The organism is Pseudomonas sp. LBUM1676 (assembly GCF_059695605.1).
The window spans coordinates 6202050-6225908 of record NZ_CP166777.1; the positions used below are offsets into that span (position 1 = coordinate 6202050).

At 61.9% G+C, this 23859-nt stretch carries 21 protein-coding genes; 14 read left to right on the forward strand and 7 right to left on the reverse strand.

Features of this window, described 5'->3' with window-relative positions:
- Genes ACA041_RS28665 through nrdR form a run of 3 tightly spaced genes read right to left on the reverse strand, consistent with a single transcriptional unit; the run spans position 1 to position 2307 of the window.
- On the reverse strand, positions 1–666 hold the full coding sequence (locus ACA041_RS28665; protein WP_497438869.1) for a riboflavin synthase: 666 nt from the start codon (positions 664–666) through the stop codon (positions 1–3).
- A gap of 46 nt (positions 667–712) precedes the next feature.
- Positions 713–1846 carry a bifunctional diaminohydroxyphosphoribosylaminopyrimidine deaminase/5-amino-6-(5-phosphoribosylamino)uracil reductase RibD gene (ribD, locus tag ACA041_RS28670; RefSeq protein ID WP_497438870.1) on the reverse strand — a complete coding sequence of 378 codons (1134 nt, stop codon included), beginning with the start codon at positions 1844–1846 and terminating at the stop codon, positions 713–715.
- Positions 1843–2307: a transcriptional regulator NrdR gene (nrdR, locus tag ACA041_RS28675; RefSeq protein WP_461966542.1), complete on the reverse strand. Its 465-nt coding sequence runs from the start codon at positions 2305–2307 to the stop codon at positions 1843–1845. The genes ribD and nrdR overlap by 4 nt, the downstream gene beginning before the upstream one ends.
- A gap of 117 nt (positions 2308–2424) precedes the next feature.
- Between nrdR and ACA041_RS28680 the strand changes: the two genes are divergently transcribed.
- The 3 genes from ACA041_RS28680 to trxA all read left to right on the forward strand — a co-directional run bounded on the left by ACA041_RS28680 (position 2425) and on the right by trxA (position 4590).
- Positions 2425–2883 (forward strand): YbaY family lipoprotein, encoded by a 459-nt coding sequence (locus ACA041_RS28680; protein WP_497438871.1) that lies wholly within the window; start codon positions 2425–2427, stop codon positions 2881–2883.
- Entirely contained in the window at positions 2880–3533 is a 654-nt protein-coding gene (locus ACA041_RS28685; protein WP_497438872.1) for a class I SAM-dependent methyltransferase, read from the forward strand. The genes ACA041_RS28680 and ACA041_RS28685 overlap by 4 nt, the downstream gene beginning before the upstream one ends.
- 184 nt (positions 3534–3717) lie before the next feature.
- A complete protein-coding gene (gene trxA / locus ACA041_RS28690) occupies positions 3718–4590 on the forward strand; it encodes a thioredoxin (protein WP_497438873.1) in 873 nt (290 codons plus the stop codon).
- 47 nt (positions 4591–4637) lie between these two features.
- Here trxA and ACA041_RS28695 read toward each other — a convergent pair whose 3' ends face one another.
- Positions 4638–4976: a hypothetical protein gene (locus ACA041_RS28695; protein WP_497438874.1), complete on the reverse strand. Its 339-nt coding sequence runs from the start codon at positions 4974–4976 to the stop codon at positions 4638–4640.
- A gap of 132 nt (positions 4977–5108) precedes the next feature.
- Between ACA041_RS28695 and ACA041_RS28700 the strand changes: the two genes are divergently transcribed.
- From ACA041_RS28700 to ACA041_RS28720, 5 genes are all read left to right on the forward strand, one after another.
- Positions 5109–5699, forward strand: a complete 591-nt coding sequence (locus ACA041_RS28700; protein ID WP_497438875.1) for a DUF2796 domain-containing protein — start codon at positions 5109–5111, stop codon at positions 5697–5699.
- Between the two features lie 147 nt (positions 5700–5846).
- Complete coding sequence (locus ACA041_RS28705; RefSeq protein ID WP_497438876.1) at positions 5847–6557, forward strand: ABC transporter ATP-binding protein; 711 nt, start codon at positions 5847–5849, stop codon at positions 6555–6557.
- A 1-nt stretch (position 6558) separates the two neighbouring features.
- The gene (locus tag ACA041_RS28710) at positions 6559–7824 is read left to right on the forward strand and encodes an ABC transporter permease (RefSeq protein ID WP_497438877.1); all 1266 of its coding nucleotides are present in this window, start codon (positions 6559–6561) and stop codon (positions 7822–7824) included.
- 11 nt (positions 7825–7835) lie between these two features.
- Positions 7836–8354, forward strand: coding sequence for a DUF3299 domain-containing protein (locus tag ACA041_RS28715; protein WP_497438878.1), 519 nt, complete (start codon positions 7836–7838; stop codon positions 8352–8354).
- A 246-nt stretch (positions 8355–8600) separates the two neighbouring features.
- Positions 8601–9299, forward strand: coding sequence for an OmpW/AlkL family protein (locus tag ACA041_RS28720; RefSeq protein WP_497438879.1), 699 nt, complete (start codon positions 8601–8603; stop codon positions 9297–9299).
- 89 nt (positions 9300–9388) lie between these two features.
- Here the strand turns inward: ACA041_RS28720 and pgnE are convergent, their stop codons facing one another.
- Positions 9389–10318, reverse strand: a complete 930-nt coding sequence (gene pgnE, locus ACA041_RS28725) for a UDP-N-acetylglucosamine epimerase PgnE (protein WP_497438880.1) — start codon at positions 10316–10318, stop codon at positions 9389–9391.
- The gene (locus ACA041_RS28730; protein ID WP_497438881.1) at positions 10311–11195 is read right to left on the reverse strand and encodes a sugar nucleotide-binding protein; all 885 of its coding nucleotides are present in this window, start codon (positions 11193–11195) and stop codon (positions 10311–10313) included. Before ACA041_RS28730 ends, pgnE begins: the two co-directional genes overlap by 8 nt.
- Before the next feature lie 322 nt (positions 11196–11517).
- On the opposite strand from ACA041_RS28730, the gene ACA041_RS28735 reads away from it, so the two are divergent.
- Entirely contained in the window at positions 11518–15834 is a 4317-nt protein-coding gene (locus tag ACA041_RS28735) for a DEAD/DEAH box helicase (protein WP_497438882.1), read from the forward strand.
- 135 nt (positions 15835–15969) lie between these two features.
- Here the strand turns inward: ACA041_RS28735 and ACA041_RS28740 are convergent, their stop codons facing one another.
- Positions 15970–18087: a mechanosensitive ion channel family protein gene (locus ACA041_RS28740; RefSeq protein ID WP_497438883.1), complete on the reverse strand. Its 2118-nt coding sequence runs from the start codon at positions 18085–18087 to the stop codon at positions 15970–15972.
- A gap of 233 nt (positions 18088–18320) precedes the next feature.
- Between ACA041_RS28740 and ACA041_RS28745 the strand changes: the two genes are divergently transcribed.
- The 5 genes from ACA041_RS28745 to ACA041_RS28765 all read left to right on the forward strand — a co-directional run bounded on the left by ACA041_RS28745 (position 18321) and on the right by ACA041_RS28765 (position 23728).
- The gene (locus ACA041_RS28745) at positions 18321–19532 is read left to right on the forward strand and encodes an MFS transporter (RefSeq protein ID WP_497438884.1); all 1212 of its coding nucleotides are present in this window, start codon (positions 18321–18323) and stop codon (positions 19530–19532) included.
- Positions 19533–19744: 212 nt separating this feature from the next.
- Positions 19745–20668 carry a DUF72 domain-containing protein gene (locus ACA041_RS28750; RefSeq protein WP_497438885.1) on the forward strand — a complete coding sequence of 308 codons (924 nt, stop codon included), beginning with the start codon at positions 19745–19747 and terminating at the stop codon, positions 20666–20668.
- Positions 20665–21462 (forward strand): endonuclease/exonuclease/phosphatase family protein, encoded by a 798-nt coding sequence (locus ACA041_RS28755; protein ID WP_497438886.1) that lies wholly within the window; start codon positions 20665–20667, stop codon positions 21460–21462. Before ACA041_RS28750 ends, ACA041_RS28755 begins: the two co-directional genes overlap by 4 nt.
- On the forward strand, positions 21459–22742 hold the full coding sequence (clsB, locus tag ACA041_RS28760; RefSeq protein WP_497438887.1) for a cardiolipin synthase ClsB: 1284 nt from the start codon (positions 21459–21461) through the stop codon (positions 22740–22742). The genes ACA041_RS28755 and clsB overlap by 4 nt, the downstream gene beginning before the upstream one ends.
- Complete coding sequence (locus ACA041_RS28765; protein ID WP_497438888.1) at positions 22742–23728, forward strand: lysylphosphatidylglycerol synthase domain-containing protein; 987 nt, start codon at positions 22742–22744, stop codon at positions 23726–23728. Before clsB ends, ACA041_RS28765 begins: the two co-directional genes overlap by 1 nt.
- Positions 23729–23859: the final 131 nt, after the last annotated feature.

The window sequence follows — 23859 nt, forward strand, 5'->3', positions numbered from 1 at the left end:
TCAGGATTTGAGGTAGCCGTTTTGGGCCAGGAAGCTTTCGGTAATGTTGCCACCGGACGTTGGCTCGGCGGCCTTGTCGCCCAGCAACAGGCGCTCCAGATAACGGGCCAGCAAGTCGACTTCCAGGTTCACCCGGCGACCTGGCTGGTACGACGCCATGATGGTTTCGCTCAGGGTGTGCGGAATGATCGTCAGCAGGAACTCGGCGCCATCGACTGCGTTCACGGTCAGGCTGGTGCCGTCGACGGTGATCGAGCCTTTATGGGCGATGTACTTGGCCAGCTCTTTCGGCGCGCGGATGCGGAACTCCACAGCGCGAGCATTCTCGGTACGGGCAACCACTTCGCCCACGCCATCGACGTGCCCGCTGACCAGGTGCCCGCCGAGGCGAGTGGTCGGGGTCAGGGCTTTTTCCAGGTTCACCGGGCTGCCGCTTTTGAGGTCGTTCATCGCGGTGCAGTCGAGGGTTTCGCGGCTGACGTCCGCCGCAAAGCCGTTGCCTGGCAATTCAACCGCGGTCAGGCACACGCCGTTGACCGCGATGCTGTCGCCCAGTTTGACGTCGCTCAGATCGAGCTTGCCGGTTGCTACGTGTACCCGCACATCTCCGCCTTTTGGGGTCAATGCACGAATACTGCCGATGGATTCGATGATGCCGGTAAACATGAAGTCCTCCTCGAGAACAAAGCCGTCGCGTGGCGCAGGCCGGGAATTATACGCTCGCCGCTGGCGAAGGAATGGCAGTGACCCGCCAGTCATCGCCGACCGCGCGAATTTCGGTGATTTTGAGCTCGGGCGCATCCTTCATTTGCGCCAGCGGCCAGTCCAGCAGCGGCCGTGCCGAGGAGCCCAGGAACTTGCCGGCGATGAAAATCTGGAATTCGTCGACCAGGCCTTGCCGGGCAAAAGCCCCCGCAAGACGCGGGCCCGCCTCGACCAACACTTCGTTGACCCCACGGTTGGCGAGCTCGACCAGCAGTCTGCGCAGGTCGACCAAGCCATCGTCGCCGGCCACGATCAGGCATTCCGGACCGTTGGCGTATTGTTCTTCGACTGCCATGCAGGTGGCGACCAGCGCCGGCCCGGCCTTGAAGAAAGGCGCGTCCAGCGGTACGCGCAGACGGCCGTCGACCAGCACACGCAGCGGCGGACGGCTCATCGCCAAGGCCGTTTGTGCCGCGTCCAGGCCTAATTCATCGGCACGCACGGTCAAGCGAGCGTTATCCGCCAGCACCGTGTCGGCGCCGGTCAGTACCACGCTGGCCTGGGCACGCAGGCGTTGCACCGCTGAACGCGCCGCTTTGCCGGTGATCCATTGGCTTTCGCCGCTTGCCATCGCCGTGCGACCGTCGAGGCTCATGGCCAACTTGACCCGCACGAACGGCAAACCGTGTTCCATGCGCTTGAGAAAGCCCTCGTTGAGCTTGCGTGCCTCGCCTTCGAGCACGCCGCTTTCGGTGGCGATGCCGGCCTGGGCCAGGCGTTGCAGGCCACGACCGGCGACTTCCGGGTTCGGGTCCTGCATTGCGGCAACGACCCGGGCTACACCGGCATTGACCAGCGCATCGGCGCAGGGCGGCGTGCGCCCGTGGTGACTGCACGGTTCGAGGGTCACGTAAGCGGTGGCTCCCCGCGCCTTGTCGCCGGCAGCGCGCAGGGCGTGGACCTCGGCGTGGGGTTCGCCGGTGCGCTCGTGCCAGCCTTCGCCGACGAACTGCCCGTCACGCACGATCACGCAACCTACCCGCGGGTTGGGGTGCGTCGTGTAGTGACCTTTGCGCGCCAGTTCCAGCGCGCGGGCCATGTAATGAGCGTCGAGGATGGCAAGTTCTGGGGAGAGGGTCATTCTTTCACCGGCTCACGGGCCAGGCGATCGATCTCTTCGCGGAACTCGTTGAGGTCCTGGAAGCGTCGATACACGGAGGCGAAACGAATGTAGGCGACTTCGTCGAGCTTTTGCAGCTCGGCCATCACCAGTTCACCGACCACGAGGGATTTGACCTCGCGTTCGCCGGTGGCGCGCAGTTTGTGTTTGATGTGCACCAGCGACAATTCGAGGCGCTCGACACTCACCGGGCGCTTCTCCAGCGCACGCTGCATGCCGGCACGCAGTTTTTCTTCGTCGAACGGCTGGCGGCTGCCGTCGGTTTTGATCAGGCGCGGCAACACCAGTTCGGCAGTCTCGAACGTCGTGAAACGTTCGCCGCAGGCCAGGCATTCGCGCCGGCGGCGCACCTGTTCGCCCTCGGCGACCAGACGCGAGTCGATGACCTTGGTGTCGTTGGCACCGCAGAAGGGACAGTGCATGGTGGCAGGCAACAAAAAAAGGGAGGGCCATGGTAGCGCATCCCGGTGGCAAGACAAGCCATAGGGTTTGCGGTATACAGACGGCTATCTATGGATTTCACCTTGCTGGAGCCGCCCATGTCGTTTCGACCCCTTATTTTGCTCAGTCTTTTCAGCCTGCTGGTGGCCTGTAGCAGCGATGCGCCGCAGCCACCGCCCCCCGGTCCTGCACCACAACAGGCGCAGAAGAAAGCCAAAGAGTCTGCCGACCTCGGCCCGCTGCCCGCGCATCAACGTGAATTGAGCGGCACTTTGCAAGGCGTGCCGGCAGGTGCTGAAGTCGAACTGGCGCTGCTGGTGGTCGACAATCAGGACCGCCCGCAGCAATTGCTCGCCAGTTCCAGCCTGATCGGTACCAATCAGCTGTTGCCGTTTCGCCTGCGCTTCAACCCGCAATCCTTTCCGGTCGGGGCTCGCGTTGAGCTGCGTGGCCGCGCCAGCCAGTCCGGCCAGCTGATTTTGCACCTGCCGTCGCAAGTCATCAGCCAGCCAACGACCCAGGCGATGGGTCAACTGCAGTTCGTCAAAGCACCATGATTGCACCGCTCGACCTGCAACAGGCGCTGGCCGGACTGCTCGGTGATGCACAGCTGGTGGCCTGTGCCTTGCCGGAGACCGAACTGAAGCTGTGGCTGATCGACGGCGACAACATGGACCGCGCGTTCAGCCCGGAAGAAACCCGGCGCATTCTCCACGAGCCGCCGTACTGGAGCTTTTGCTGGGCCAGCGGGCTGGCGGTGGCGCGTTATCTTGCTGAGTTCCCTCAGTGGGTCAAAGGCAAGCGGGTGCTGGATTTCGGCGCCGGTTCCGGGGTGGCGGGGATTGCCGCCGTGAAGGCGGGGGCGCTGGAGGTAGTGGCCTGCGACCTGGACCCGCTGGCGATTGCCGCGTGTCGGGCGAATGCCGAACTCAATGGGGTACAGCTCAGCTACTCGACGGATTTTTTTGCCGAGGCGGATCGGTTTGATCTGATTCTGGTGGCCGATGTGCTGTATGACCGGGCGAACCTGCCGTTGCTCGACGAATTTCTGAGTCGCGGCCGGGAGGCGCTGGTGGCGGATTCGCGGGTGAGGGATTTTCGTCATCCGTTGTATCGGCGTATCGAAATGCTGGAGGCGCTGACCTTGCCCGATCTGGCCGAGCCTGAAGAGTTTCGGCATGTGAGCCTGTACCACGCGCGGCGATAGTTAAAAGCTTCGCGAGCAGGCTCGCTCCCACATTTGGTTCTGCGGCGCTCACAAAACACTTGTGGGAGCGAGCCTGCTCGCGAAGGCGCCCTGTCAGACGACACATACCCAAAGACCACCCCGCTTCCAGCCACACCCCGCCAAGCCGTATAGTTACCCCATTCACGCTTCCAAGAGATCCCTCATGAGTCAGGAAACGCCGTACATCTTCGACGCCACGACTGCCGACTTCGAGCAATCGGTGATCGAGAACTCTTTCCACAAACCGGTGCTGGTGGATTTCTGGGCCGAATGGTGTGCGCCGTGCAAGGCGCTGATGCCAATGCTGCAAACCATCGCCGAGAGCTATCAGGGCGAATTGCTGCTGGCCAAGGTCAATTGTGACGTCGAACCGGACATCGTCTCGCGTTTCGGCATTCGCAGCCTGCCGACGGTCGTGTTGTTCAAGGACGGTCAGCCGGTGGACGGTTTTGCCGGTGCACAACCGGAATCCGCGGTCCGCACGATGCTTGAACCTCATGTGCAGATGCCGCCACCGGCCGCTGCCGATCCGCTCGAACAGGCTCAGGCACTGTTCGATGACAACCGCTTTGCCGACGCCGAAGCCACTCTCAAGGTGCTGCTGGGCGAAGACAACAGCAACGCCAGCGCGCTGATTCTCTACGCTCGCTGCCTGACCGAACGTGGCGAGCTGGGTGAAGCGCAAACCGTGCTCGACGCGGTCAAGAGCGATGAGCACAAAGCGGCCCTGGCTGGCGCCAAGGCGCAAATCCAGTTTCTCGGCCAGGCCAGGGACCTGCCGGATGCGGCGGACCTGAAAGCGCGCCTGGCGAAAAACCCGCAGGACGATGAAGCGGTGTATCAACTGGCGATCCAGCAGCTGGCCCGCCAGCAGTACGACGCGGCGCTGGATGCGTTGCTCAAGCTGTTCATCCGCAATCGCAGCTACAGCGAAGGCTTGCCGCACAAGACCTTGCTGCAGGTGTTCGAGCTGCTGGGCAACGATCATCCGTTGGTGACCACGTACCGTCGCAAGTTGTTTGCCGCGCTGTATTGAGTGTTACAGGCACACCGCGTCATCGTTCATCGCCAGCAAGCCGGCGCCTACAGCCAGCGGTACAGCGGCGTATCCCCGCCGCTCTCTACCTTTACGTCCGGGCAATGCCGCAAACGCACCAGCAGCCGCTTGCCCGACGCCGCGCTGCCGGTCAATCCTTCAAGCTGCTCCAGCAAATCCGGCCCGCTCAACTGCCCGGCTTTGCGCAGCAAATCCTTTGCGATCTGCCACTGCGCATCATCCTGATTCACAGGTTTGGCCGGCGCTGCGCTGGCTTCAGGCTTGACCACCTCCAACTGCGCTCCCAGCCGTGCCCAGTCCGCGTCATCCAGCTCCAGGGTCAAATCCACCGGCCAGTCGCCGATGCTTCCGCGTACACGCAACATGAGTCTGCTCCTGCACATTTGTGACTCACATGCTCCCATGGGACTTGTGCAACGCCAAGCGGGCGGTCAAACTCTGCGCGCTTACGTTATAAGATTACATAACAAAATAGTCATTTATTGCGGAGACTCGTCATGCGCCGTTTGCTTCTCGCTCTACCGTTTGCCTTGCTGCCGCTGGCCGTCGCCCAGGCAGGTGATGAACATGAACATGAACATGACCATGAGCACGGCAGCCTCGGCGCCCACGAACACGGCGTCGGGCGCCTGAACGCGGCCCTGGATGGCCAGACCCTGGAGCTGGAACTGCAAAGCCCGGCGATGAACCTGGTGGGCTTCGAACACGCCGCCACTACCGATGCCGACAAGGCCAAGGTCGCCGCGGTCCGTGCGCAGCTTGAGAAACCGCTGGTATTGTTCAACCTGCCCAAAGCCGCTGGCTGCGTGGTCACGACCCAGGAACTGGAAAGCCCGTTGTTCGGCGGCAAGCCGGATGCCGACGATGATCACCTTGAAGATGGCAAAGATGAGCATCACCACGACCATAGTGAAATCCACGCGCATTACCAATTCAGTTGCTCGGCCCCCAGCGCCCTGAAAACCCTGGACCTGGCGAACATCTTCAACACCTTCCCGGCGACCAGGAAAATTCAGCTACAACTGATCAGCCCGAGCGGGCAGCAAGGCGTTGAAGTGACGGCCGAGGCGGCCGCCCTGAAATTCTGAATTCATCTCCAATCCCCTGTAGGAGCGAGCTTGCTCGCTATGGTAGTCAACGATAACGCTGAAAGCCTGACACCCCGCGGCGCTCTCAGGTTTATCGCGAGCAAGCTCGCTCCTACAAGGGTTCACCCATCATCTGACCGGTTTCACATGACCCAAGCACTCATCGAACTGTCCGACCTGGGCTTCAGCTGGCCCGGTCACCCGCCGCTGCTGGATATCCCGGCGTTTCGCCTGGAACCTGGCGAAACCCTGTTCCTCAAAGGCCCCAGCGGCAGCGGCAAGACCACTTTGCTCGGGCTGCTTGGTGGGGTGCAGAAGCCTGATCGAGGCAGTATCCGATTGCTCGGCCAGGAGCTGACCGAACTCGGCGCCAGCGCGCGTGATCGCTTCCGCGTCGATCACACCGGCTACATCTTCCAGCAATTCAATCTGCTGCCGTTTCTATCGGTGCGCGAGAACGTCGAGCTGCCCTGCCATTTCTCCAGGCTGCGCGCGGAACGGGCGATCCAGCGCCACGGCAGCATCGATCAGGCCGCCGCCACCCTGCTCGCTCATCTGGGGTTGAAGGATCAAAACATCCTCGGTCGCCGCGCCGATTCGCTGTCCATTGGCCAACAACAACGGGTCGCCGCCGCACGCGCATTGATCGGTCAGCCGGAACTGGTGATCGCCGACGAGCCGACGTCGGCCCTGGATTACGACGCCCGGGAGAATTTCATCCGCTTGCTGTTCGCCGAATGCCGCGAAGCCGGATCGAGCCTGCTGTTCGTCAGCCACGACCAGAGCCTGGCGCCGTTGTTCGATCGCAATCTGTCGCTGGCCGATCTCAATCGCGCCGCGACCCCGTTCGAGGTTTGAGATGTATTTGTTCCGTCTAGCCATGGCCAGCCTGGCTAACCGCCGCTTTACCGCGATCCTCACTGCATTCGCCATCGCCCTGTCAGTCTGCCTGCTGCTGGCGGTGGAACGGGTGCGCACCGAGGCCAAGGCCAGTTTCGCCAGTACCATCAGCGGCACCGACCTGATTGTCGGTGCTCGCTCAGGCTCGGTGAACCTGCTGCTGTACTCGGTGTTCCGCATCGGCAATGCCACCAACAACATCCGCTGGGACAGTTTCGAACACTTCGCCAACAACCCGAAAGTGAAGTGGGCGATCCCGATGTCGCTCGGTGACTCACACCGCGGATATCGGGTGATGGGCACCACCGCGGCGTACTTCGAGCATTACCAGTATGGCCGCCAACAACACCTGGAACTGGCCGACGGTCGTGCCTTCGGCACGGATCCGTTCGACGTGGTGCTCGGCGCCGAAGTCGCCGACGCTTTGCACTACAAGCTGGGTGACAAACTAGTGTTGGCCCACGGCGTGGCGGTGATCAGCCTGGTCAAGCACGACGACAAACCGTTCACCGTGGTCGGCATTCTCAAGCGCACCGGGACCCCGGTGGACCGCACATTGCACATCAGTCTGGGTGGCATGGAAGCAATCCATGTCGACTGGCAAAACGGGGTGCCGGCGCGCGGCAACGGGCGGATCAGTGCCGATCAGGCCCGCAACATGGACTTGAAGCCGCAAGCGATCACCGCGTTCATGCTCGGCCTCAACAGCAAGATTTCGACCTTTGCCCTGCAGCGCGAAATCAACGAGTTTCGTAGTGAACCGATGCTGGCGATCCTGCCTGGAGTGGCATTACAGGAGCTATGGAGTTTGATGAGCACGGCCGAAAAGGCCTTGTTCGTGGTCTCGCTGTTCGTGGTGCTGACCGGCTTGATCGGGATGCTCACGGCAATTCTCACCAGCCTCAACGAACGGCGCCGGGAAATGGCGATTCTGCGTTCGGTGGGCGCCCGACCGTGGCACATTGCGACCCTGCTGGTGCTGGAAGCGTTTGCGCTGGCGCTGTCGGGGGTGTTGGCCGGCGTGGCGCTGCTGTACGTTGCCATCGCCGCCGCCCAGGGTTATGTCCAGGCCAATTACGGTTTGTACCTGCCCCTCGCGTGGCCTAGCGAATATGAATGGACGCTGCTCGGTGGCATCCTGATCGCCGCGTTGCTGATGGGCAGCGTGCCGGCCTGGCGCGCGTATCGCCAATCGCTGGCCGATGGCCTGTCGATCCGACTATGAGGATGTTGAAGATGCCCCGCGCTGTGCTTGCGCTGTTGATGCTGGTCGCCCTGCCACTGTGGGCGGCCACGCCGAAAGATCTGACCTGGTCAGAAATGATCCCGCCGGACGCCGCACCGGAAGTGCCGAACATGACACCGTTGCACGACCTGTCGCAGATAGGTGACGCGCTGGCGGCAGAATCGGCGCCCGCGGCCAGGCAAGACATGCCGAATGCGCCGGTGGTGAAAGCCCTCGACGGTCAGAACATTCGCCTGCCTGGCTACATCGTGCCGTTGGAGGTGAGTGAAGAAGGCCGCACCACGGAGTTTCTGCTGGTGCCGTATTTCGGCGCCTGCATCCATGTACCGCCACCGCCTTCGAACCAGATTGTGCATGTCAAAAGCGAGGTCGGTGTGAAGCTGGATGAGCTGTATCAGCCGTACTGGATCGAGGGTGCGTTGCAGGTCAAGGCATCGAGCAGTGAGTTGGCGGATGCGGGGTATCAGATGGAGGCGGACAAGATTTATGCGTATGAATTGCCGGAGTGAATCAGACAGTTATGTGGTGCTTGTTAGATAGCCATCGCGAGCAATCGAGCGTCGACCGGCTGCTCCCCCATTTGATCTGTGCATCAACGCAAATCCCCTGTGGGAGCGAGCTTGCTCGCGATGGGGCCCTCAAAGGTTCCACAAAAGTAAGGACCATCACCGTTTCATTGAGCTGAATCAAAAGACCGTGTCAGACGCCTCCGTACCATTGGACATCGAACATTTTCAACGTCCTTTGGAGCCTCCATGCACAAGTCCTTGCTCAGCGCTTCGCTGTTCGCCCTCGCGCTCGCAGCCCCGCTCGCCTACGCCCACGACGCTGGCGACATTCTCGTTCGCGCCGGTGCAATCACCGTCAACCCGAAAGCCGACAGCTCCAGCGTCAAGGTCGATCAAGGCCCGTTGGCGGGTGCCGACCTGGGTGGCAAGGCCACGATGAACAGCGACACGCAGCTGGGTCTGAACTTCGCCTACATGCTCACCAGCAACTGGGGGATCGAGCTGCTCGCAGCCACGCCGTTCGAACATGACGTGAAGATCAAAGGTACCGCCCTCGGCGCGGCCAACGGCAAACTCGGCAGCCTGAAACACCTGCCGCCAACCCTGAGCGTCGTGTACTACCCGCTGGACGCCAAGTCCGCGTTCCAGCCGTATGTCGGTGCGGGCATCAACTACACCTGGATCTTCGATGAACACGTCGGCAGCGAAGCCAGCGCCAATGGCTTCAGTAACTTCAAGGCGAAGAATTCCTGGGGCATGGCATTCCAGGTCGGCGCCGACTACATGATCACCGACAACATCATGCTCAATGCCCAGGTGCGCTACATCGACATCGACACCACCGCGACCGTGGAAAACAACGCGGTGGCGCAGGGTACTCGCGCCAAGGTCAATGTCGATGTGGACCCGTTCATCTACATGGTTGGGCTGGGTTACAAGTTCTAAGCCTGCTCGCGAAGACGTCAGTCCAGCCAACAGAAATTCAGAAGAAAAAAGGCGCCTCGAAAGGCGCCTTTTTCATGGCCGCGCAAACCTCAGCGACCCAACAACCGCGCCAGGCCGACGCTCAACGGGGTCTGCGGCGGATAGCTAAAGCGCTCCAGCAAACGCCGGTTGTTCGCCCGGGAATGGCGGATGTCACCGCAGCGCGCCGGGCCGTAGCTCACGGGCGGCAACTGACCGACGACTGACTCCAGCGCTTCAAGCATTTGCTTGAGGGTGGTGGCCTGGTTCCAGCCGACGTTTACCGCGCCGACCTCGACCTGTGGTTTCTCGATGGCTTGCACCAGCAAGTCGACCAGGTCTTCGACGTAGACAAAATCCCGAGTCTGCTCACCGTCACCGAACACCGTGATCGGCAGGCCTTTCTGCGCGCGCTCGCTGAAAATGCTGATCACCCCGGAATACGGCGAGGAAGGATCCTGACGCGGGCCGAAGATGTTGAAGAAGCGGAAGATCACCGGCTCCAGAGCATGCTGGCGACGGTAGAAATCGAAGTAATGTTCGCTTGCCAGCTTGTCCGACGCATAGGGTGTCAGCGGTGCCTTGGGCGTGTCTTCATCGATCGACTCGCCCTCGCCATTATTGCCATAGACCGCCGCGCTGGACGCAAACAGCACCCGCTTGACCCCGGCCTGGCGCATGGCTTCGCAGACATTCAGCGAGCCAATGAAATTACTCTGGTGGGTTTTCACCGGATCGTCCACCGAGGCCTGCACCGAAGCCACCGCCGCCAGGTGTGCAACCGCACTGCAGCCAACCATCGCCCGAGCGACCAGCGCAGCATCGGCGACATCGCCCAGAATGAGTTCGACCTTGGGATTTTCCAGCGCCAGATTGCTGCGCTTGCCGGTGGACAGGTCATCGAGAATCCGCACTGTATGGCCCTTGGCGAGCAAGGCGTCGGTGAGGTGCGAGCCGATGAAACCGGCGCCGCCGGTGATTAAAACTGGGCCGTTAGCCATGGCGATAAAACCTGTCCAGTAAGCCCGGGAGTGCCGCGCGCCAGGCGCGGGGCTTGATGCCGAAGGTGTGCAGAATTTTCTTGCAGGCCAGCACCGCGTGTTGCGGCTCCTCGGCGGCATCCGGGCGCGCGGCGTGAGCCTGGGCGGTCGGAGCTTCGATGGCCAGCGGATGCAGCGCGCGGGCTTCGGAGAGGATCGCCTGGCCCAACGCCAGCGGCGTGGTCGCCTCATGCCCGGCGTAATGATAGGTGCCCCACAGTGGCGCTGAACAATCGAGTTGTTTGAGCACCGAAATGATCACCCGGGCGGCATCATCCACCGGCGTCGGATTGCCCCGGCGGTCATCGGCCATGAGCAGTTCTTCGGGTGTTTCTGCCCGCGCGAGGAAACGCCCGAGGGTGCCGTCGGGACTGTCATCGAGCAGCCAGCCGAAACGCAGCAGCACATGCTGCGGGCAGGTGGCGCGTACGCTTTGCTCGATCCGCCACAGGGCTTGACCGCGCAGGCCCAGGGGCACCGGTTCGTCTTTTTCGCTGTAAGCAGTCGCCCGGGAGCCATCGAACACGCGATAGCTCGACGGTTGCAGCAGAACGATGTTGTGATGCTGGCACAGTTCGGCCAGTCGCTCGACCGCACGCTCCTGCCCGGCAAGGCGCTGCTCGCTGACCGTCTCCGCCTGGAACCAGTCGAAGTAGTAGGCGAGGTTGATCAGCGCGTTCGGGCGGGTGTCGTCGAGCAGTTGCGTCAGGCTCGCGGCATCCCAGCCGTCTTGCGGTGGGCGGGGGGCGAGGAAGCCGATGTCTTCCTCCGCACCGAGGCGAATCAGCGCCTGCCCAAGGGCATTTCCGCCGCCCAGTAACATAAGGCGCATTCGCATAAAGTCAGCAGGCCCAGTCTGATTGAAACAATGGCTTATCGACATTGCGCGTGGGCAATGTCGTCGATAGTGCCGGAATCGTTGCATTTTGCGGGTTTAGAGCGCAACCGTCATCCGTAAAGTGTACATCTCCCGGATTTGTGGCGCTGCAGGCGGCCCCTTCGCGAGCAGGCTCGCTCCCACAGGGATCTCCTGTGAACACGATTTATGTGAACAACGAGGTCATTGTGGGAGCGAGCCTGCTCGCGAAGGGGCCGTAAGGGCCGACACAGACCCCGAGCGGTACTTGCATCTTCCCCACCCCACCCGCATAAATTACCCCATGAATCTGCCCATCCCCGCAAACAGCGCCCTGGCAGGCTTCCACCCCGCCGTCAGCGCCTGGTTCAGTAACACCTTCCCGACGGTCACCGCCGCCCAGGCCCGAGCGTGGCCGTTGATTCGCCAGCGCCGTTCAACATTGATCGCCGCGCCCACAGGCTCCGGCAAAACCCTTACCGCGTTTCTCGCGGTCATCGATGACCTGGTCCACCGTGGCCTGGAAACTGAAGAGGGCCTGCCGGATGAAACCCTGGTGGTCTACGTCTCGCCGTTAAAAGCCCTGTCCAACGACATCCAGATCAACCTGCAAAACCCCTTGGCCGGTATCACCGTGCAATTGCGCGCGATGGGCCTGCCCGCGTTGCAGATCAACACCGCCGTGCGCACCGGCGATACCCCGCAAAAAGACCGCGCGGCGATGCGCAGGACAGCGCCACACATTCTGGTGACCACTCCGGAATCCCTGTATGTGCTGCTGGGCTCCGACTCTGGCCGGCAAATGCTCAAGACCACGCGCACGGTCATCGTCGACGAAATCCACGCCATCGCCGCCAGCAAACGCGGCAGCCACCTGGCCCTGAGCCTGGAACGCTTGCAGGCGCTGTGCAGCGAACCCTTGATGCGCATCGGCCTGTCTGCCACGCAAAAGCCGATCGAAGCGGTCTCGCGTTTTCTGGTCGGTCGCGACCGCGGGTGCGAAATCATCGACATCGGCCACGCCCGGCCACGCGACCTGGCCATTGAAGTGCCACCCGTGCCGTTATCGGCGGTCATGGCCAACGACGTCTGGGAGCTGGTTTATGACCGCCTCGCCGCCCTCGCCCGCGAGCATCGGACCACGTTGATTTTCGTCAACACCCGGCGTCTGGCCGAACGCCTCAGTCGACACCTGAGCGAGCGTCTGGGCAAGGAGGCGGTAGCTGCCCACCACGGCAGCCTGGCCAAGGAGTTTCGCCTCGACGCCGAGCAACGGCTCAAGCGCGGCGACCTGCAAGTGCTGATCGCTACCGCCTCACTTGAGTTGGGGATCGACATCGGCGACGTCGACCTGGTCTGCCAAATCGCCTCACCGCGCTCGATTGCCGGGTTTCTGCAACGGGTCGGCCGCTCCGGGCACCAGGTGGGCGGCACGCCCAAGGGGCGGTTGTTCGCCACCACCCGCGATGACCTGATCGAATGCATCGCCCTGCTCGACTGCGTGCGTCGCGGCGAACTCGACACCCTGCAGATTCCCCAGGCACCGCTGGACGTGCTGGCGCAGCAGATCATCGCCGAGGTCAGTTGCCAGGAATGGCAGGAACAGGCGCTGCTGGAGATGTTCCGCCGGGCTTCGCCTTATGCCGGACTCGACGAACAGCATTATCAGGCACTGCTGCACATGCTCGCCGATGGCTACAACGGTCGCCAGGGCATCCGCAGCGCCTACCTGCACCGCGACGCCGTGACCCGCACGTTGCGCGGTCGCCGGGGCAGCAAGCTGACCGCCGTGACCAGCGGCGGGACCATACCGGACAACGCCGACTACAGCGTGCTGCTGGAGCCCCAAGGGCTGAACATTGGCAGCGTCAACGAAGACTTCGCGGTGGAAAGCATTGCCGGCGATGTCTTCCAGCTAGGCAACACCTCTTATCGCATCCTGCGCGTTGAAACCGGCAAGGTCCGGGTCGAAGACGCTCAGGGGCAACCGCCGACCATTCCGTTCTGGCTCGGCGAAGCACCCGGTCGTAGCGATGAACTGTCGTTCGCCGTGGCTCGCCTGCAAGGGCAACTCGACGCCCTGCTTGGCGCCACGCCCGGGGATTTGCAGCCCGCGCTCGACTGGCTGACCGACACCCTGGGCCTCAATCTGGCCAGTGCCGAGCAACTGGTGGATTACCTCGCCCGTGCCCGGCTGACCCTCGGCGCCCTGCCCTCGCAAGACACGCTGATGATGGAGCGGTTTTTCGACGAATCCGGCGGCACCCAGCTGATCATCCACACCCCGTTCGGCAGCCGCATCAACCGCGCCTGGGGCCTGGCCCTGCGCAAGCGTTTCTGTCGCACCTTCAACTTCGAATTGCAGGCGGCCGCCAGCGAGGATGCCATCGTGCTGTCGCTGTCGAGCAGCCACAGCTTTGATCTGGATGACGTCTGGCGCTATTTGCACAGCAACAGCGCCGAGCACATCCTGACCCAAGCGGTGCTCGAAGCGCCGTTGTTCGGCGTACGTTGGCGCTGGAATGCCGGGGTGGCGCTGGCGCTGCCGCGGTATACCGGCGGGCGCAAGGTCGCGCCGCAGATCCAGCGGATGAAAAGCGAAGACCTGATCGCCAGCGTGTTTCCCGACCAGATTGCCTGCGTGGAAAACCTCGCCGGCGAACGGGAGATTCCCGAGCACCCGCTGGTGGAGCAGACCCTCGACGACTGCCTCCACGACGCCATGGACAGTGTAGGCTGGCTGGCCCTGTTGCGTCGCATGGAGCAGGGCGACGTCCGCCTGATCAGCCGCGACCTGCCTGCACCCTCGCCGCTGGCGGCAGAAATTCTCAGCGCCCGGCCCTACACCTTCCTCGATGATGCCCCGCTGGAAGAACGCCGCACTCAAGCGGTACTGAACAGACGCTGGACCGACCCGCAATCCACCGACGACCTCGGTGCACTGGATGCCGAAGCGATTCAAGCCGTTCGCGACGAAGCCTGGCCCGCGCCCACGGGCATCGATGAAATGCATGAAGCATTGATGAGCCTGGCGTGCATCACCGACGCCGAGGCGCAGGCCAACCCTGATTGGCGTGATTGGCTCGACGCCCTGGCCGACAGCGGCCGGGCCAGCCGTTTGCAGATCAACACCGGGCGATCGCTGTGGCTGGCGCTGGAACGGCTGACCTGCGTGCAGGCGATTTATCCCCAGACCACTTTGTTGCCGCCGCTGGAGGCGTTGCCCGGTTTCGATGAAGCCTGGGAACCGGAGGCTGCGACACTTGAAGTGATCCGCGCACGGTTGAGCGCTTTTGCTCCATTACCGCTGCAAGCGATTGCCGAACCCCTGGGATTACCAGCGGCGCGGGTCACCCAGGCACTGGCTGAACTGGAGCGCGAAGGTTATGTGCTGCGCGGTCGGTTTTCGCCTGGCGCGGAACAGGAAGAATGGTGTGAACGGCATTTGCTGGCGCGCATTCATCGCTACACGGTCAAGCGTCTGCGGCGTGAAATCGAGCCGGTGGCGTTGCAGGATTTCATGCGCTTCCTGTTTGACTGGCAGCACCTGTCCGTGGCGACCCAAGGCCAGGGCAGCGCAGTCTTGCCGACCATGGTCGCGCAGTTCGAAGGCTACCCCGCCGCGGCTTCGGCCTGGGACAGCGACCTTTTGCCGGCGCGCATCAAAGGCTATTCGGCGAGCTGGCTGGATGATCTGTGTCGCAGCGGCAAACTGGTCTGGACTCGCCTGACGCCACGGGGCAAAAGCGCGAGCACGGCGCTGCGCAGCACGCCGATTGTGCTGTTGCCGCGCAGTCAGGTCGGGTTGTGGAGCAGTATCACCGAGCAAACGCCGGCCAGCGCACTGTCGCCCAAGACGCAGAAGGTTCACGAAGCCCTCAGCCAGCATGGCGCATTGTTTTTCGATGAGCTGATGCACGAGGCGCATCTGCTGCGCTCCGAGCTGGAAATCGCCCTGCAGGAACTGGTGGGTGCCGGGCTGGTGAATGCCGACAGCTTCGCCGGCTTGCGAGCGCTGATCACCCCCGCCAGCAAACGGCAGAACCGCAGCAGCCGACGCGGGCGCGGGGCATTTGTCGGCGGGATGGACGATGCCGGGCGCTGGGCCTTGTTGCGACGCGGGGCTGCCGTGCCGGTAGTGGATAACCAGCGTCCGGCGCCCACGCCGAGCGACACCCTTGAACACATCGCCATGACCTTGCTGCGTCGCTATGGCGTGGTGTTCTGGCGTCTGCTGGAACGCGAGGCTGACTGGCTGCCGAGCTGGCGCGAACTGCTGCGCACGTTCCATCGGCTGGAAGCCCGGGGCGAGATTCGCGGCGGGCGGTTCGTCAGCGGCCTGGCGGGCGAGCAGTTCGCGTTGCCTGAAGCGATTCCGTTGCTGCGGGAAGTGCGCCGACGGCCGCATGACGGGAGTCTGGTGGCGGTGTGCGGGGTCGATCCGCTGAATCTCGCCGGCACGCTGTTACCCGGTGCGAAAGTGCCGGCGGTGGCGAGTAATCGGCTGGTGTATCGCGATGGGTTGCCGGCGGCAGCGGAGATTGCGGGCAAGCAGGTTTTCTGGCTGGAGCTGGATCAGCAAGCCAGTGCCGATATCCGGGTCAAGCTGATCCAGCACTGATGTTGTCTGGTCTGGCCTCTTCGCGAGCAGGCTCGCTCCCACAAGGGATGTGTGTTGGTCATAAAACCTGACTCAAACACAGATCAAATGTGGGAGCGAGCCTGCTCGCGAAGAGGCCTCTAGCATCAACAAAAATCATTGGGTGCGCGGCTGATCCGGCAGCAACACCGACGAATGCTCCGTGATCACCCCGTCGTCTTCCGGCTCATCCACCTGCCGCTTGGGCATCAACACCTGCTGTGGATAAGTCTGCGCGAAATGCACCCACGGGCTGTTATCCACAAGCTTTTTCAAGCGCTGATTAAACGCCCGGCTCACCGCATACTGCCCGCCCGACACAGTGCGGAACTGTGCCGTCAGGACCACGCCATTAAGGTCCATCTTGTCAACGCCAAACACATCCAGCGGCCCTTGCAGGTTGTACTTGAGGAACGCATCGTCACGGATCGAATCACCCGCCTCGCGGATCAGTTCGATGGCCTTGTCCACGTCAGTGTCGTAGGTGAACTGCACCGAGAAGAACGCATAAGCGAATTGTCGCGACTGGTTGGTCACCGCCTTGATCTGGCCGAACGGCACCGAGTGCACGAAACCCTTGCCGTCACGCAGGCGCAATGTGCGGATGGTCAGGCCTTCGACCGTCCCTGCATGGCCGGAGTCGAGCACCACCCAGTCGCCGATCGACAAGGTGTCTTCGATGATGATGAACAGCCCGGTGATGACGTCCTGCACCAATTGCTGCGAACCGAAACCGATGGCCAGGCCGACCACCCCGGCACCGGCCAGCAGCGGCGCGACGTTGATGCCGAGGTTGGCCATGGTGGTGATCGCACAGATCACCACCAGGATGATTTTGATCGCGTTGCGCAGCAACGGCAGGATGGTTTTGACGCGGGTGCTGGGCTGCGCCGCGCGTTTGTTGACCGGCGGTTTCAGCGCTTCCTGGATCGCCGTATCGAGCACCACCCAGAACAGCCATGTGACCAGGAAAATTAGACCGATGCGGCTTAATGAATCGCTGATCGCCCGGCCCACCGAGTTGCGTTCGGCGAATTCGAACAGCGACACACCCCAGATCCGCCCAAGGATTTCAATGAAAGCCACGGCCATGACGATTCGCGACAAGGCGTGCAGCAGACTGAGAAACCGTTCCTTGTAGGCGCTGCTGCGCTTGACCGCTTCGGCTTGGCGCGACTTGAACATGTGCTGGAAGATCGTGCTGAGAAAGACCGTGGCAATCAGCAGAATGGTGGTGAACAGCGCACAACGCAGGGCCTTTTGATTGTCCTCGCCAACGCCGATCAGGTTGATCGCCGAGACCATGACCATCAGCAGGATGGGTAAGTACCAGAGCCCGGAAAAGATCCGCAGCGACTCCTGCAACGAAGGCTGTTTGAGGCGTTGGGCCAGCGGTCGATTGCGGATCAGATGCGCCACCGGGCGGCGCAGGCGGATCACCAGCAAACCGAAGATGATCGAGGCGAACAGACCGGTGAATACCGCAATGCTGCTGGTGATATTGCCCCCCAGTTGCCGCGCTATTTGCGGGCTGGTCAACGCGTCGCTGAGGGCGGCCAGAAAGCCGATCAGGAACAGCGGTCTGGGGCAGTAATCGCGTATGAGCTGCACCGCCGCGCGCTTGTGTCCGGTGTTGAACATGACAATGACGCAGAGCAGCATTGAGGTAGAGAAAATGCCGCTGCTGGTGGCGTAGGCGAAACACAGCGCTAGCGCGCGCCCCACCGAGGCTGGCAGGAAGTGGCTGACGTAGAGCGTCAATGGCAGACAGATCACGGCCGGCAAAGTGTAAGGCAGCAGATAGATGAGCAAATCCTGGCTGCGTTGACGGGTACGCAGCCAGCGCCCCTGGTTCAGGCGCTTGGCGAGAATGCCACCCAGTACGGTGAGCAAGGCAAAGACACCGAGCCAGACCCCGGACAACATCAGAAAATCGCCCACCACACTCCAGCCTGAACGACTCGAGGGTCGATTGACCAGTTTGTCCACTTCATCCGCCGCCCGATCGGCCCGCAGGCGCCAGGCGTCGACCAGGTCTTCGTTGAGGTCGAGTTTGTCCTGAACGTCGTCGATGCTGGTACTGATGGCCCCGAGCAGACCACCTTGCACCAGCGGTTCCGGCTTCGCGGCTTCCTCAGCGGCGGCGGGAACGCCCGGCAACGTGACGGCTTCCAACTCGTTGCTGCCCAGAAACAGCAACGCCCCCAGTAGTATCGCGGTCTTGAACTTCAGCAAAACGCGGAGCTCCTTGAAAAGGGTCTGTTAGAAACTGATTGGCAAATGGCGATCAAGTTCGGTTGTACCGCAATATCACCAACCAATTTGCAAAGCTCCCTCGCCACACGGTTCCATTTACCTGCGAGATATTTGACCTACACGCAAATATCAAATGCCCATCCCTCTATTTTTCCGCACAACCGAAACCCCGACACTGCGCTCCATCAAACAAATCCACCGGAGTTGCAGCCATGCCCATTGCCTTGCTCGCGCTGACCCTCAGCGCTTTCGCCATCGGAACGACCGAGTTCGTCATCGTTGGCCTGTTACCGACCATCGGCACCGACCTCGGCGTCAGCCTGCCGTCCGCCGGGCTGCTGGTCAGCCTCTACGCCGTGGGCGTCGCGATTGGCGCCCCGGTGTTGACCGCTCTCACGGGTAAAGTCCCACGCAAATTGCTGTTATTGTCGCTGATGGTGCTGTTCACCCTGGGCAACCTGCTGGCGTGGCAAGCTCCCAGCTACGAATCGCTGATCATTGCACGGATCGTCACCGGCCTGGCCCACGGGGTGTTCTTCTCGATCGGTTCGACCATCGCCACCAGCCTGGTGCCAAAGGAAAAAGCGGCCAGTGCGATCGCCATCATGTTCACCGGCCTGACCGTGGCGCTGGTCACCGGTGTGCCGCTGGGGACGTTTATCGGTCAGCATTTTGGCTGGCGTGAAACCTTCCTCGCCGTGTCCGCGCTGGGTGTAATCGCCTTTATCGGCAGCCTGCTGTACGTGCCGAAGAACATCACCCACAGCAAACCGGCCTCGCTGCTGGAGCAATTGCAGGTGCTCAAACAACCACGTTTGCTGCTGGTATACGCCATGACCGCGGTGGGATACGGCGGATCGTTCATCGCGTTTACCTTCCTGGCACCGATTCTTCAGGACATTTCCGGTTTCAGCGCCGGCACTGTCAGCCTGGTGCTGCTGGTCTATGGCATCTCGGTGGCGGTCGGCAATATCTGGGGCGGCAAACTGGCAGACAGACGCGGCCCGATCAGCGCCCTGAAAATCGTCTTCGCCCTGCTCGCTGCCGTACTGTTCATGCTGACCTTTACCGCTGGCAACCCATGGCTGGCCCTGGCCACCGTGCTGGTCTGGGGCGCGGTTGCGTTTGGTAACGTACCGGGCCTGCAGGTTTATGTGGTGCGTCAGGCCGAACATTACACCCCCAAGGCCGTGGACGTGGCCTCCGGTCTGAACATCGCTGCCTTCAACCTCGGCATTGCCGGTGGCGCCTGGGGCGGCGGTTTGATCGTCGCTCACATGGGCTTGATCCATACCGCGTGGATTGGCGGGCTGGTGGTGTTGGTAGCGCTGGCGCTGACTGCGTGGAGTGGGCGTCTCGATCGCCTCGGCCCGGTGCATGCGCAGCCGGCTGAAGGCTCCGCCCGCTTCATTGCCGGTCACTGATCAACCCTGTGGGAGCGGGCTTGCTCGCGAAGGCGGCGACACATCCAACGATGATGTGACTGACACACCGCCATCGCGGGCAAGCCCGCTCCCACAGGATTTTTGGAGACCTATCGAAGATGTACCGCCTGTATTTTCGTCGAAACTTTATCCCTCACCCCGCAGTCATCAAAAGATCAGGGCAGTCCGAAGACCATTAGACGGGAGGCGATATGGCGGCGATTCACATTGGTATTTCAGGTTGGCGCTACACGCCCTGGCGGGGGGATTTCTACCCGAAGGGGCTGCCCCAGAAGCGCGAATTGCAATTCGCGTCGCGAGCCGTCAACAGCATCGAAATCAATGGATCGTTTTACGCCCTGCAACGGCCCGAACGTTACGCCCAGTGGTATGCCGAAACGCCGACGGAGTTCGTGTTCAGCGTCAAGGCCCCGCGCTTCATCACCCACGTCAAACGTCTGCGAGAGATTCACAAGCCCCTGGCAAACTTCTTCGCCTCCGGGGTGCTGGAACTCAAGGACAAGCTCGGTCCGATCCTCTGGCAATTCCCGCCCAACTTCAAATTCAATGCCGAACTGTTCGAAACCTTTCTGCAACAACTGCCCCACAATACCGAACAGGCCGCCGCCCTCGCCCGTCAGCATGATTCGCACGTGGCTCACGCCAGCATGAAGGCTTACAGGAAAAAGCCTGTGCGCCATGCCGTGGAAATTCGCCATGAAAGCTTCATCGACCCAGCCTTCGTTCATCTGCTCAAGCGCTACAACACCGCCCTGGTCGTCGCCGATACCGCCGGTAAATGGCCGTACCGCGAAGATATCACCAGCGACTTCGTCTACCTGCGTCTGCACGGGGCCGAGGAGCTTTACGCCAGCGGCTACACGCCACAAGCGTTGAAACGCTGGGGCGACCGCATCGAGGCCTGGCACCAGGGCAAGCAACCGAGCGACCCGCAGTTGATCGCGCCGAAGCAAAAGCCCAAGGCGCGCAAATCCCGCGAGGTGTTCTGCTATTTCGACAACGACATAAAAGTCCGCGCGCCCTTCGATGCGCGCAGCCTTCTGCAACGCTTTCATCTGGACAAAAACCTCGCCACTGCACCCGGCGAGCCTGCTGGCGAAGGAGTGCTGCCATGAATACTTCCGAGCAACTCAGCGCCACGGATGATCAGCCACAAACGATTGCCTCCATACGCCGTTTCACCGTACTGACGGTCAACACCCACAAGGGCTTCACTGCGTTGAACCGGCGCTTCATCCTGCCCGAATTGCGTGAAGCGGTGCGTAGCGTGTCCGCCGACGTGGTGTTTTTGCAGGAAGTTCATGGCACCCATGAGTCTCATCCGCAGCGTTACAGCAACTGGCCGCAGATGCCGCAGTACGAATTCCTCGCCGATACCCTGTGGCCGCAGTTCGCCTATGGACGTAACGCGGTGTACCCGGCAGGCGACCACGGCAATGCCCTGCTGTCGAAATTCCAGATCATTCGCCATGACAATCTCGACGTGTCCATCAGCGGTCATGAGAACCGGGGCATCCTGCATTGCGTGCTGCGCCTGCCCGGCGACGGTCAGGAAGTGCACGCCATCTGTGTTCATCTGGGCCTGCGCGAAAGCCACCGCAATGAACAGCTCAAGTTACTGGTCAGCCGCCTCGAAGAGCTGCCGGCCGATGCCCCGGTGGTAATTGCCGGTGACTTCAACGACTGGCGCCAGCGCGCCGATGCCCTGCTCAAGCCCTGTGGTCTGCGGGAAGTGTTCGCCGAACATCACGGCAAACCGGCACGCAGCTTTCCGGCACGCCTGCCGACGTTGCGCCTGGACCGCATCTACGTGCGCAACCTCAAGGCCAGCCGCCCGCAAGTGCTGGCGGCGCGGCCCTGGTCGCACCTTTCCGATCATGCACCGCTGTCGGTGGAGATTGAGCTATGAGCAGCCCGTCGATGGAAAAAACCAGCGTGGAACATTTATCCACCACCCCGCCCGTCCGTGAGCCCGGCGCTATCGATGTCGAATACGGCTGGCAGGGCAACAATCGACTGGTCCTGCTGGAAAACGGCGAAGCGTATTTTCCCCGGGTGTTCGAGGTTATGCGCCAGGCCAAGAGCGAAATCCTCCTGGAAACCTTCATCATATTCGAGGACAAGGTCGGCGATGAGCTGCAGCAAGTGCTGATCGATGCTGCGAAACGCGGTGTGCGGGTCACCGCCAGCCTCGACGGTTTTGGCTGCGGTGAGCTGAGTACCGCCTTTCTCGCGGCGTTGAGCGAGGCCGGCGTGCGTATCCAGATTTTCGACCCCGCGCCCAAGCACTTCGGCATTCGTACCAACTGGTTTCGCCGCCTGCATCGCAAGATAGTGGTCGTGGACGGCACGATTGCGTTCATCGGCGGCATCAACTTTTCCGCCGACCATCTGGCCGACTTCGGCCCCGAGGCCAAACAGGACTATTCGGTGGAGGTGCAAGGGCCGGCAGTGGCCGACATCCACCACTTCGCCCTGCTGCAAAGCGGCCGTCCGGCTCGGGCCAAATACTGGTGGCAACGTCGCCGGCAGCGGCGCCAGGAGCTGGCCTTCAGCGATCACGACGGTCAGGTGCGCCTGGTGTACCGCGACAATGGCGAACATACGACCGACATCGAAGAGGTTTACCAGCAGGTGCTGCGCAGTGCCCAGCGTCGCGTGGTCATCGCCAATGCCTACTTCTTTCCGGGTTATCGGCTGCTGCGCGAGATCCGCAACGCGGCCCGGCGTGGCGTCGATGTGCGGCTGATTTTGCAGGGCCAGCCGGACATGATGGTAGCCAAACTCGCGGCGCGCATGACCTATGACTATCTGCTCAAGTCCGGCGTGCAGATATACGAATATTGCGAGCGGCCGCTGCACGGCAAAGTCGCGCTGGTGGATGAGGACTGGAGCACGGTGGGTTCGAGCAACCTCGATCCGTTGAGCCTGTCCATGAATCTGGAGGCCAACGTATTGATCCGCGATCGCGCCTTCAACCGCGAACTGTCCGAACGCCTCGAGGACCTGAGTAACAACCATTGCAAGGCCATGTCCGCGGACAAGTCCCCTCGCGGACGGGTCTGGCACATGACCGTCGGTTTTCTGGTGTTTCACTTCCTGCGGCACTTCCCGGCCTGGGCCGGCTGGCTGCCAGCGCACAAGCCGCGCCTCAAACCATTTTCCCACACAGCCCGGAGTGACACCTGATGAGCCACTCTGAAACACAACCGGCAACCCACGCCGAGCACCCGCACAAGTCGCGCTGGAGCCGCTGGAAGAAACCGCTGACGATGCTGTTTTTCCTGGCGCTGATCGTCCTGTTCACGATGCTCGCCCAGCGCATCGAATGGGATGAAGTGTTCAACAACCTCGCTGATTTCAAGGTACGCACGCTGATCATTGCCTCCGGACTGACACTGGTGAGCTTCTTGGTCTACGCCTGCTTCGACCTGATCGGACGGACCTATATTCGCCAGGACCTGACCTGGAAGCAGATTCTGCCGGTGGGGATCATCAGCTACGCCTTCAACCTCAACCTGAGCGCCTGGGTCGGCGGCATTGCCATGCGTTATCGCCTGTATTCGCGTCTCGGGGTGAGCAAAAGCAACATCGCGAAAATCCTCGGCCTGAGCCTGGCGACCAACTGGTTCGGCTACATGACCATTGCCGGTGTGGTGTTCACCAGCGGCCTGGTGCGAATGCCACCAGGCTGGAAGCTGAGCACCGGTGCGTTGCAAGGTGTCGGCGTGTTGTTGCTGATAGTGAGCGCGGGGTACCTGGTGGCCTGTCAGTTTTCCCGGCGCCGGGAATGGTCGATCCGCGGGGTGGAAATCAATCTGCCGTCCCTGCGCATGGCGGTCCTGCAACTGGCACTCGGCGCGCTGAACTGGTCGCTGATGGCAGCGGTGATTTTCACCCTGTTGCCGAGCAAACTGGACTATCCGCTGGTGCTTGGGGTGCTGTTGATCAGCGCCATCGCCGGAGTGATTACGCACATCCCGGCCGGGCTTGGGGTGCTGGAGGCGGTGTTCGTGGCGCTGCTGCAACATGAGGCTTCGCGGGGGAGCCTGGTGGCGGGATTGCTGGCTTATCGGGCGATCTATTTCATCTTGCCGTTGTTGATTACCTTGGTGATGTATTTGGTGGTGGAGGCCAAGGCCAAGTCGCTGCGGATTGCAAAGAAACCTTCTTGAGAGTTGCGGCGAGACGGATGCAGTCATCGCGAGCAAGCTCGCTCCCACATTTGATCGGCGCTGGTCAAAGATCCTGAGATCGACACAAATCACTGTGGGAGCGAGCTTGCTCGCGATTGATCGCAAGAACA

What these genes read in the sequence shown, in the direction of transcription:
- pgnE (WP_497438880.1), bottom strand. Translation starts at nt 10,318, where the DNA reads ATGGCTAACGGCCCAGTTTTAATCACCGGCGGCGCCGGTTTCATCGGC.
- ACA041_RS28705 (WP_497438876.1), top strand. Translation starts at nt 5,847, where the DNA reads ATGACCCAAGCACTCATCGAACTGTCCGACCTGGGCTTCAGCTGGCCC.
- ACA041_RS28715 (WP_497438878.1), top strand. Translation starts at nt 7,836, where the DNA reads ATGCCCCGCGCTGTGCTTGCGCTGTTGATGCTGGTCGCCCTGCCACTG.
- nrdR (WP_461966542.1), bottom strand. Translation starts at nt 2,307, where the DNA reads ATGCACTGTCCCTTCTGCGGTGCCAACGACACCAAGGTCATCGACTCG.
- ACA041_RS28730 (WP_497438881.1), bottom strand. Translation starts at nt 11,195, where the DNA reads ATGCGAATGCGCCTTATGTTACTGGGCGGCGGAAATGCCCTTGGGCAG.
- ACA041_RS28720 (WP_497438879.1), top strand. Translation starts at nt 8,601, where the DNA reads ATGCACAAGTCCTTGCTCAGCGCTTCGCTGTTCGCCCTCGCGCTCGCA.
- ACA041_RS28680 (WP_497438871.1), top strand. Translation starts at nt 2,425, where the DNA reads ATGTCGTTTCGACCCCTTATTTTGCTCAGTCTTTTCAGCCTGCTGGTG.
- ACA041_RS28755 (WP_497438886.1), top strand. Translation starts at nt 20,665, where the DNA reads ATGAATACTTCCGAGCAACTCAGCGCCACGGATGATCAGCCACAAACG.
- ribD (WP_497438870.1), bottom strand. Translation starts at nt 1,846, where the DNA reads ATGACCCTCTCCCCAGAACTTGCCATCCTCGACGCTCATTACATGGCC.
- ACA041_RS28735 (WP_497438882.1), top strand. Translation starts at nt 11,518, where the DNA reads ATGAATCTGCCCATCCCCGCAAACAGCGCCCTGGCAGGCTTCCACCCC.
- ACA041_RS28665 (WP_497438869.1), bottom strand. Translation starts at nt 666, where the DNA reads ATGTTTACCGGCATCATCGAATCCATCGGCAGTATTCGTGCATTGACC.
- ACA041_RS28710 (WP_497438877.1), top strand. Translation starts at nt 6,559, where the DNA reads ATGTATTTGTTCCGTCTAGCCATGGCCAGCCTGGCTAACCGCCGCTTT.
- ACA041_RS28685 (WP_497438872.1), top strand. Translation starts at nt 2,880, where the DNA reads ATGATTGCACCGCTCGACCTGCAACAGGCGCTGGCCGGACTGCTCGGT.
- trxA (WP_497438873.1), top strand. Translation starts at nt 3,718, where the DNA reads ATGAGTCAGGAAACGCCGTACATCTTCGACGCCACGACTGCCGACTTC.
- ACA041_RS28765 (WP_497438888.1), top strand. Translation starts at nt 22,742, where the DNA reads ATGAGCCACTCTGAAACACAACCGGCAACCCACGCCGAGCACCCGCAC.
- clsB (WP_497438887.1), top strand. Translation starts at nt 21,459, where the DNA reads ATGAGCAGCCCGTCGATGGAAAAAACCAGCGTGGAACATTTATCCACC.
- ACA041_RS28700 (WP_497438875.1), top strand. Translation starts at nt 5,109, where the DNA reads ATGCGCCGTTTGCTTCTCGCTCTACCGTTTGCCTTGCTGCCGCTGGCC.
- ACA041_RS28745 (WP_497438884.1), top strand. Translation starts at nt 18,321, where the DNA reads ATGCCCATTGCCTTGCTCGCGCTGACCCTCAGCGCTTTCGCCATCGGA.
- ACA041_RS28695 (WP_497438874.1), bottom strand. Translation starts at nt 4,976, where the DNA reads ATGTTGCGTGTACGCGGAAGCATCGGCGACTGGCCGGTGGATTTGACC.
- ACA041_RS28750 (WP_497438885.1), top strand. Translation starts at nt 19,745, where the DNA reads ATGGCGGCGATTCACATTGGTATTTCAGGTTGGCGCTACACGCCCTGG.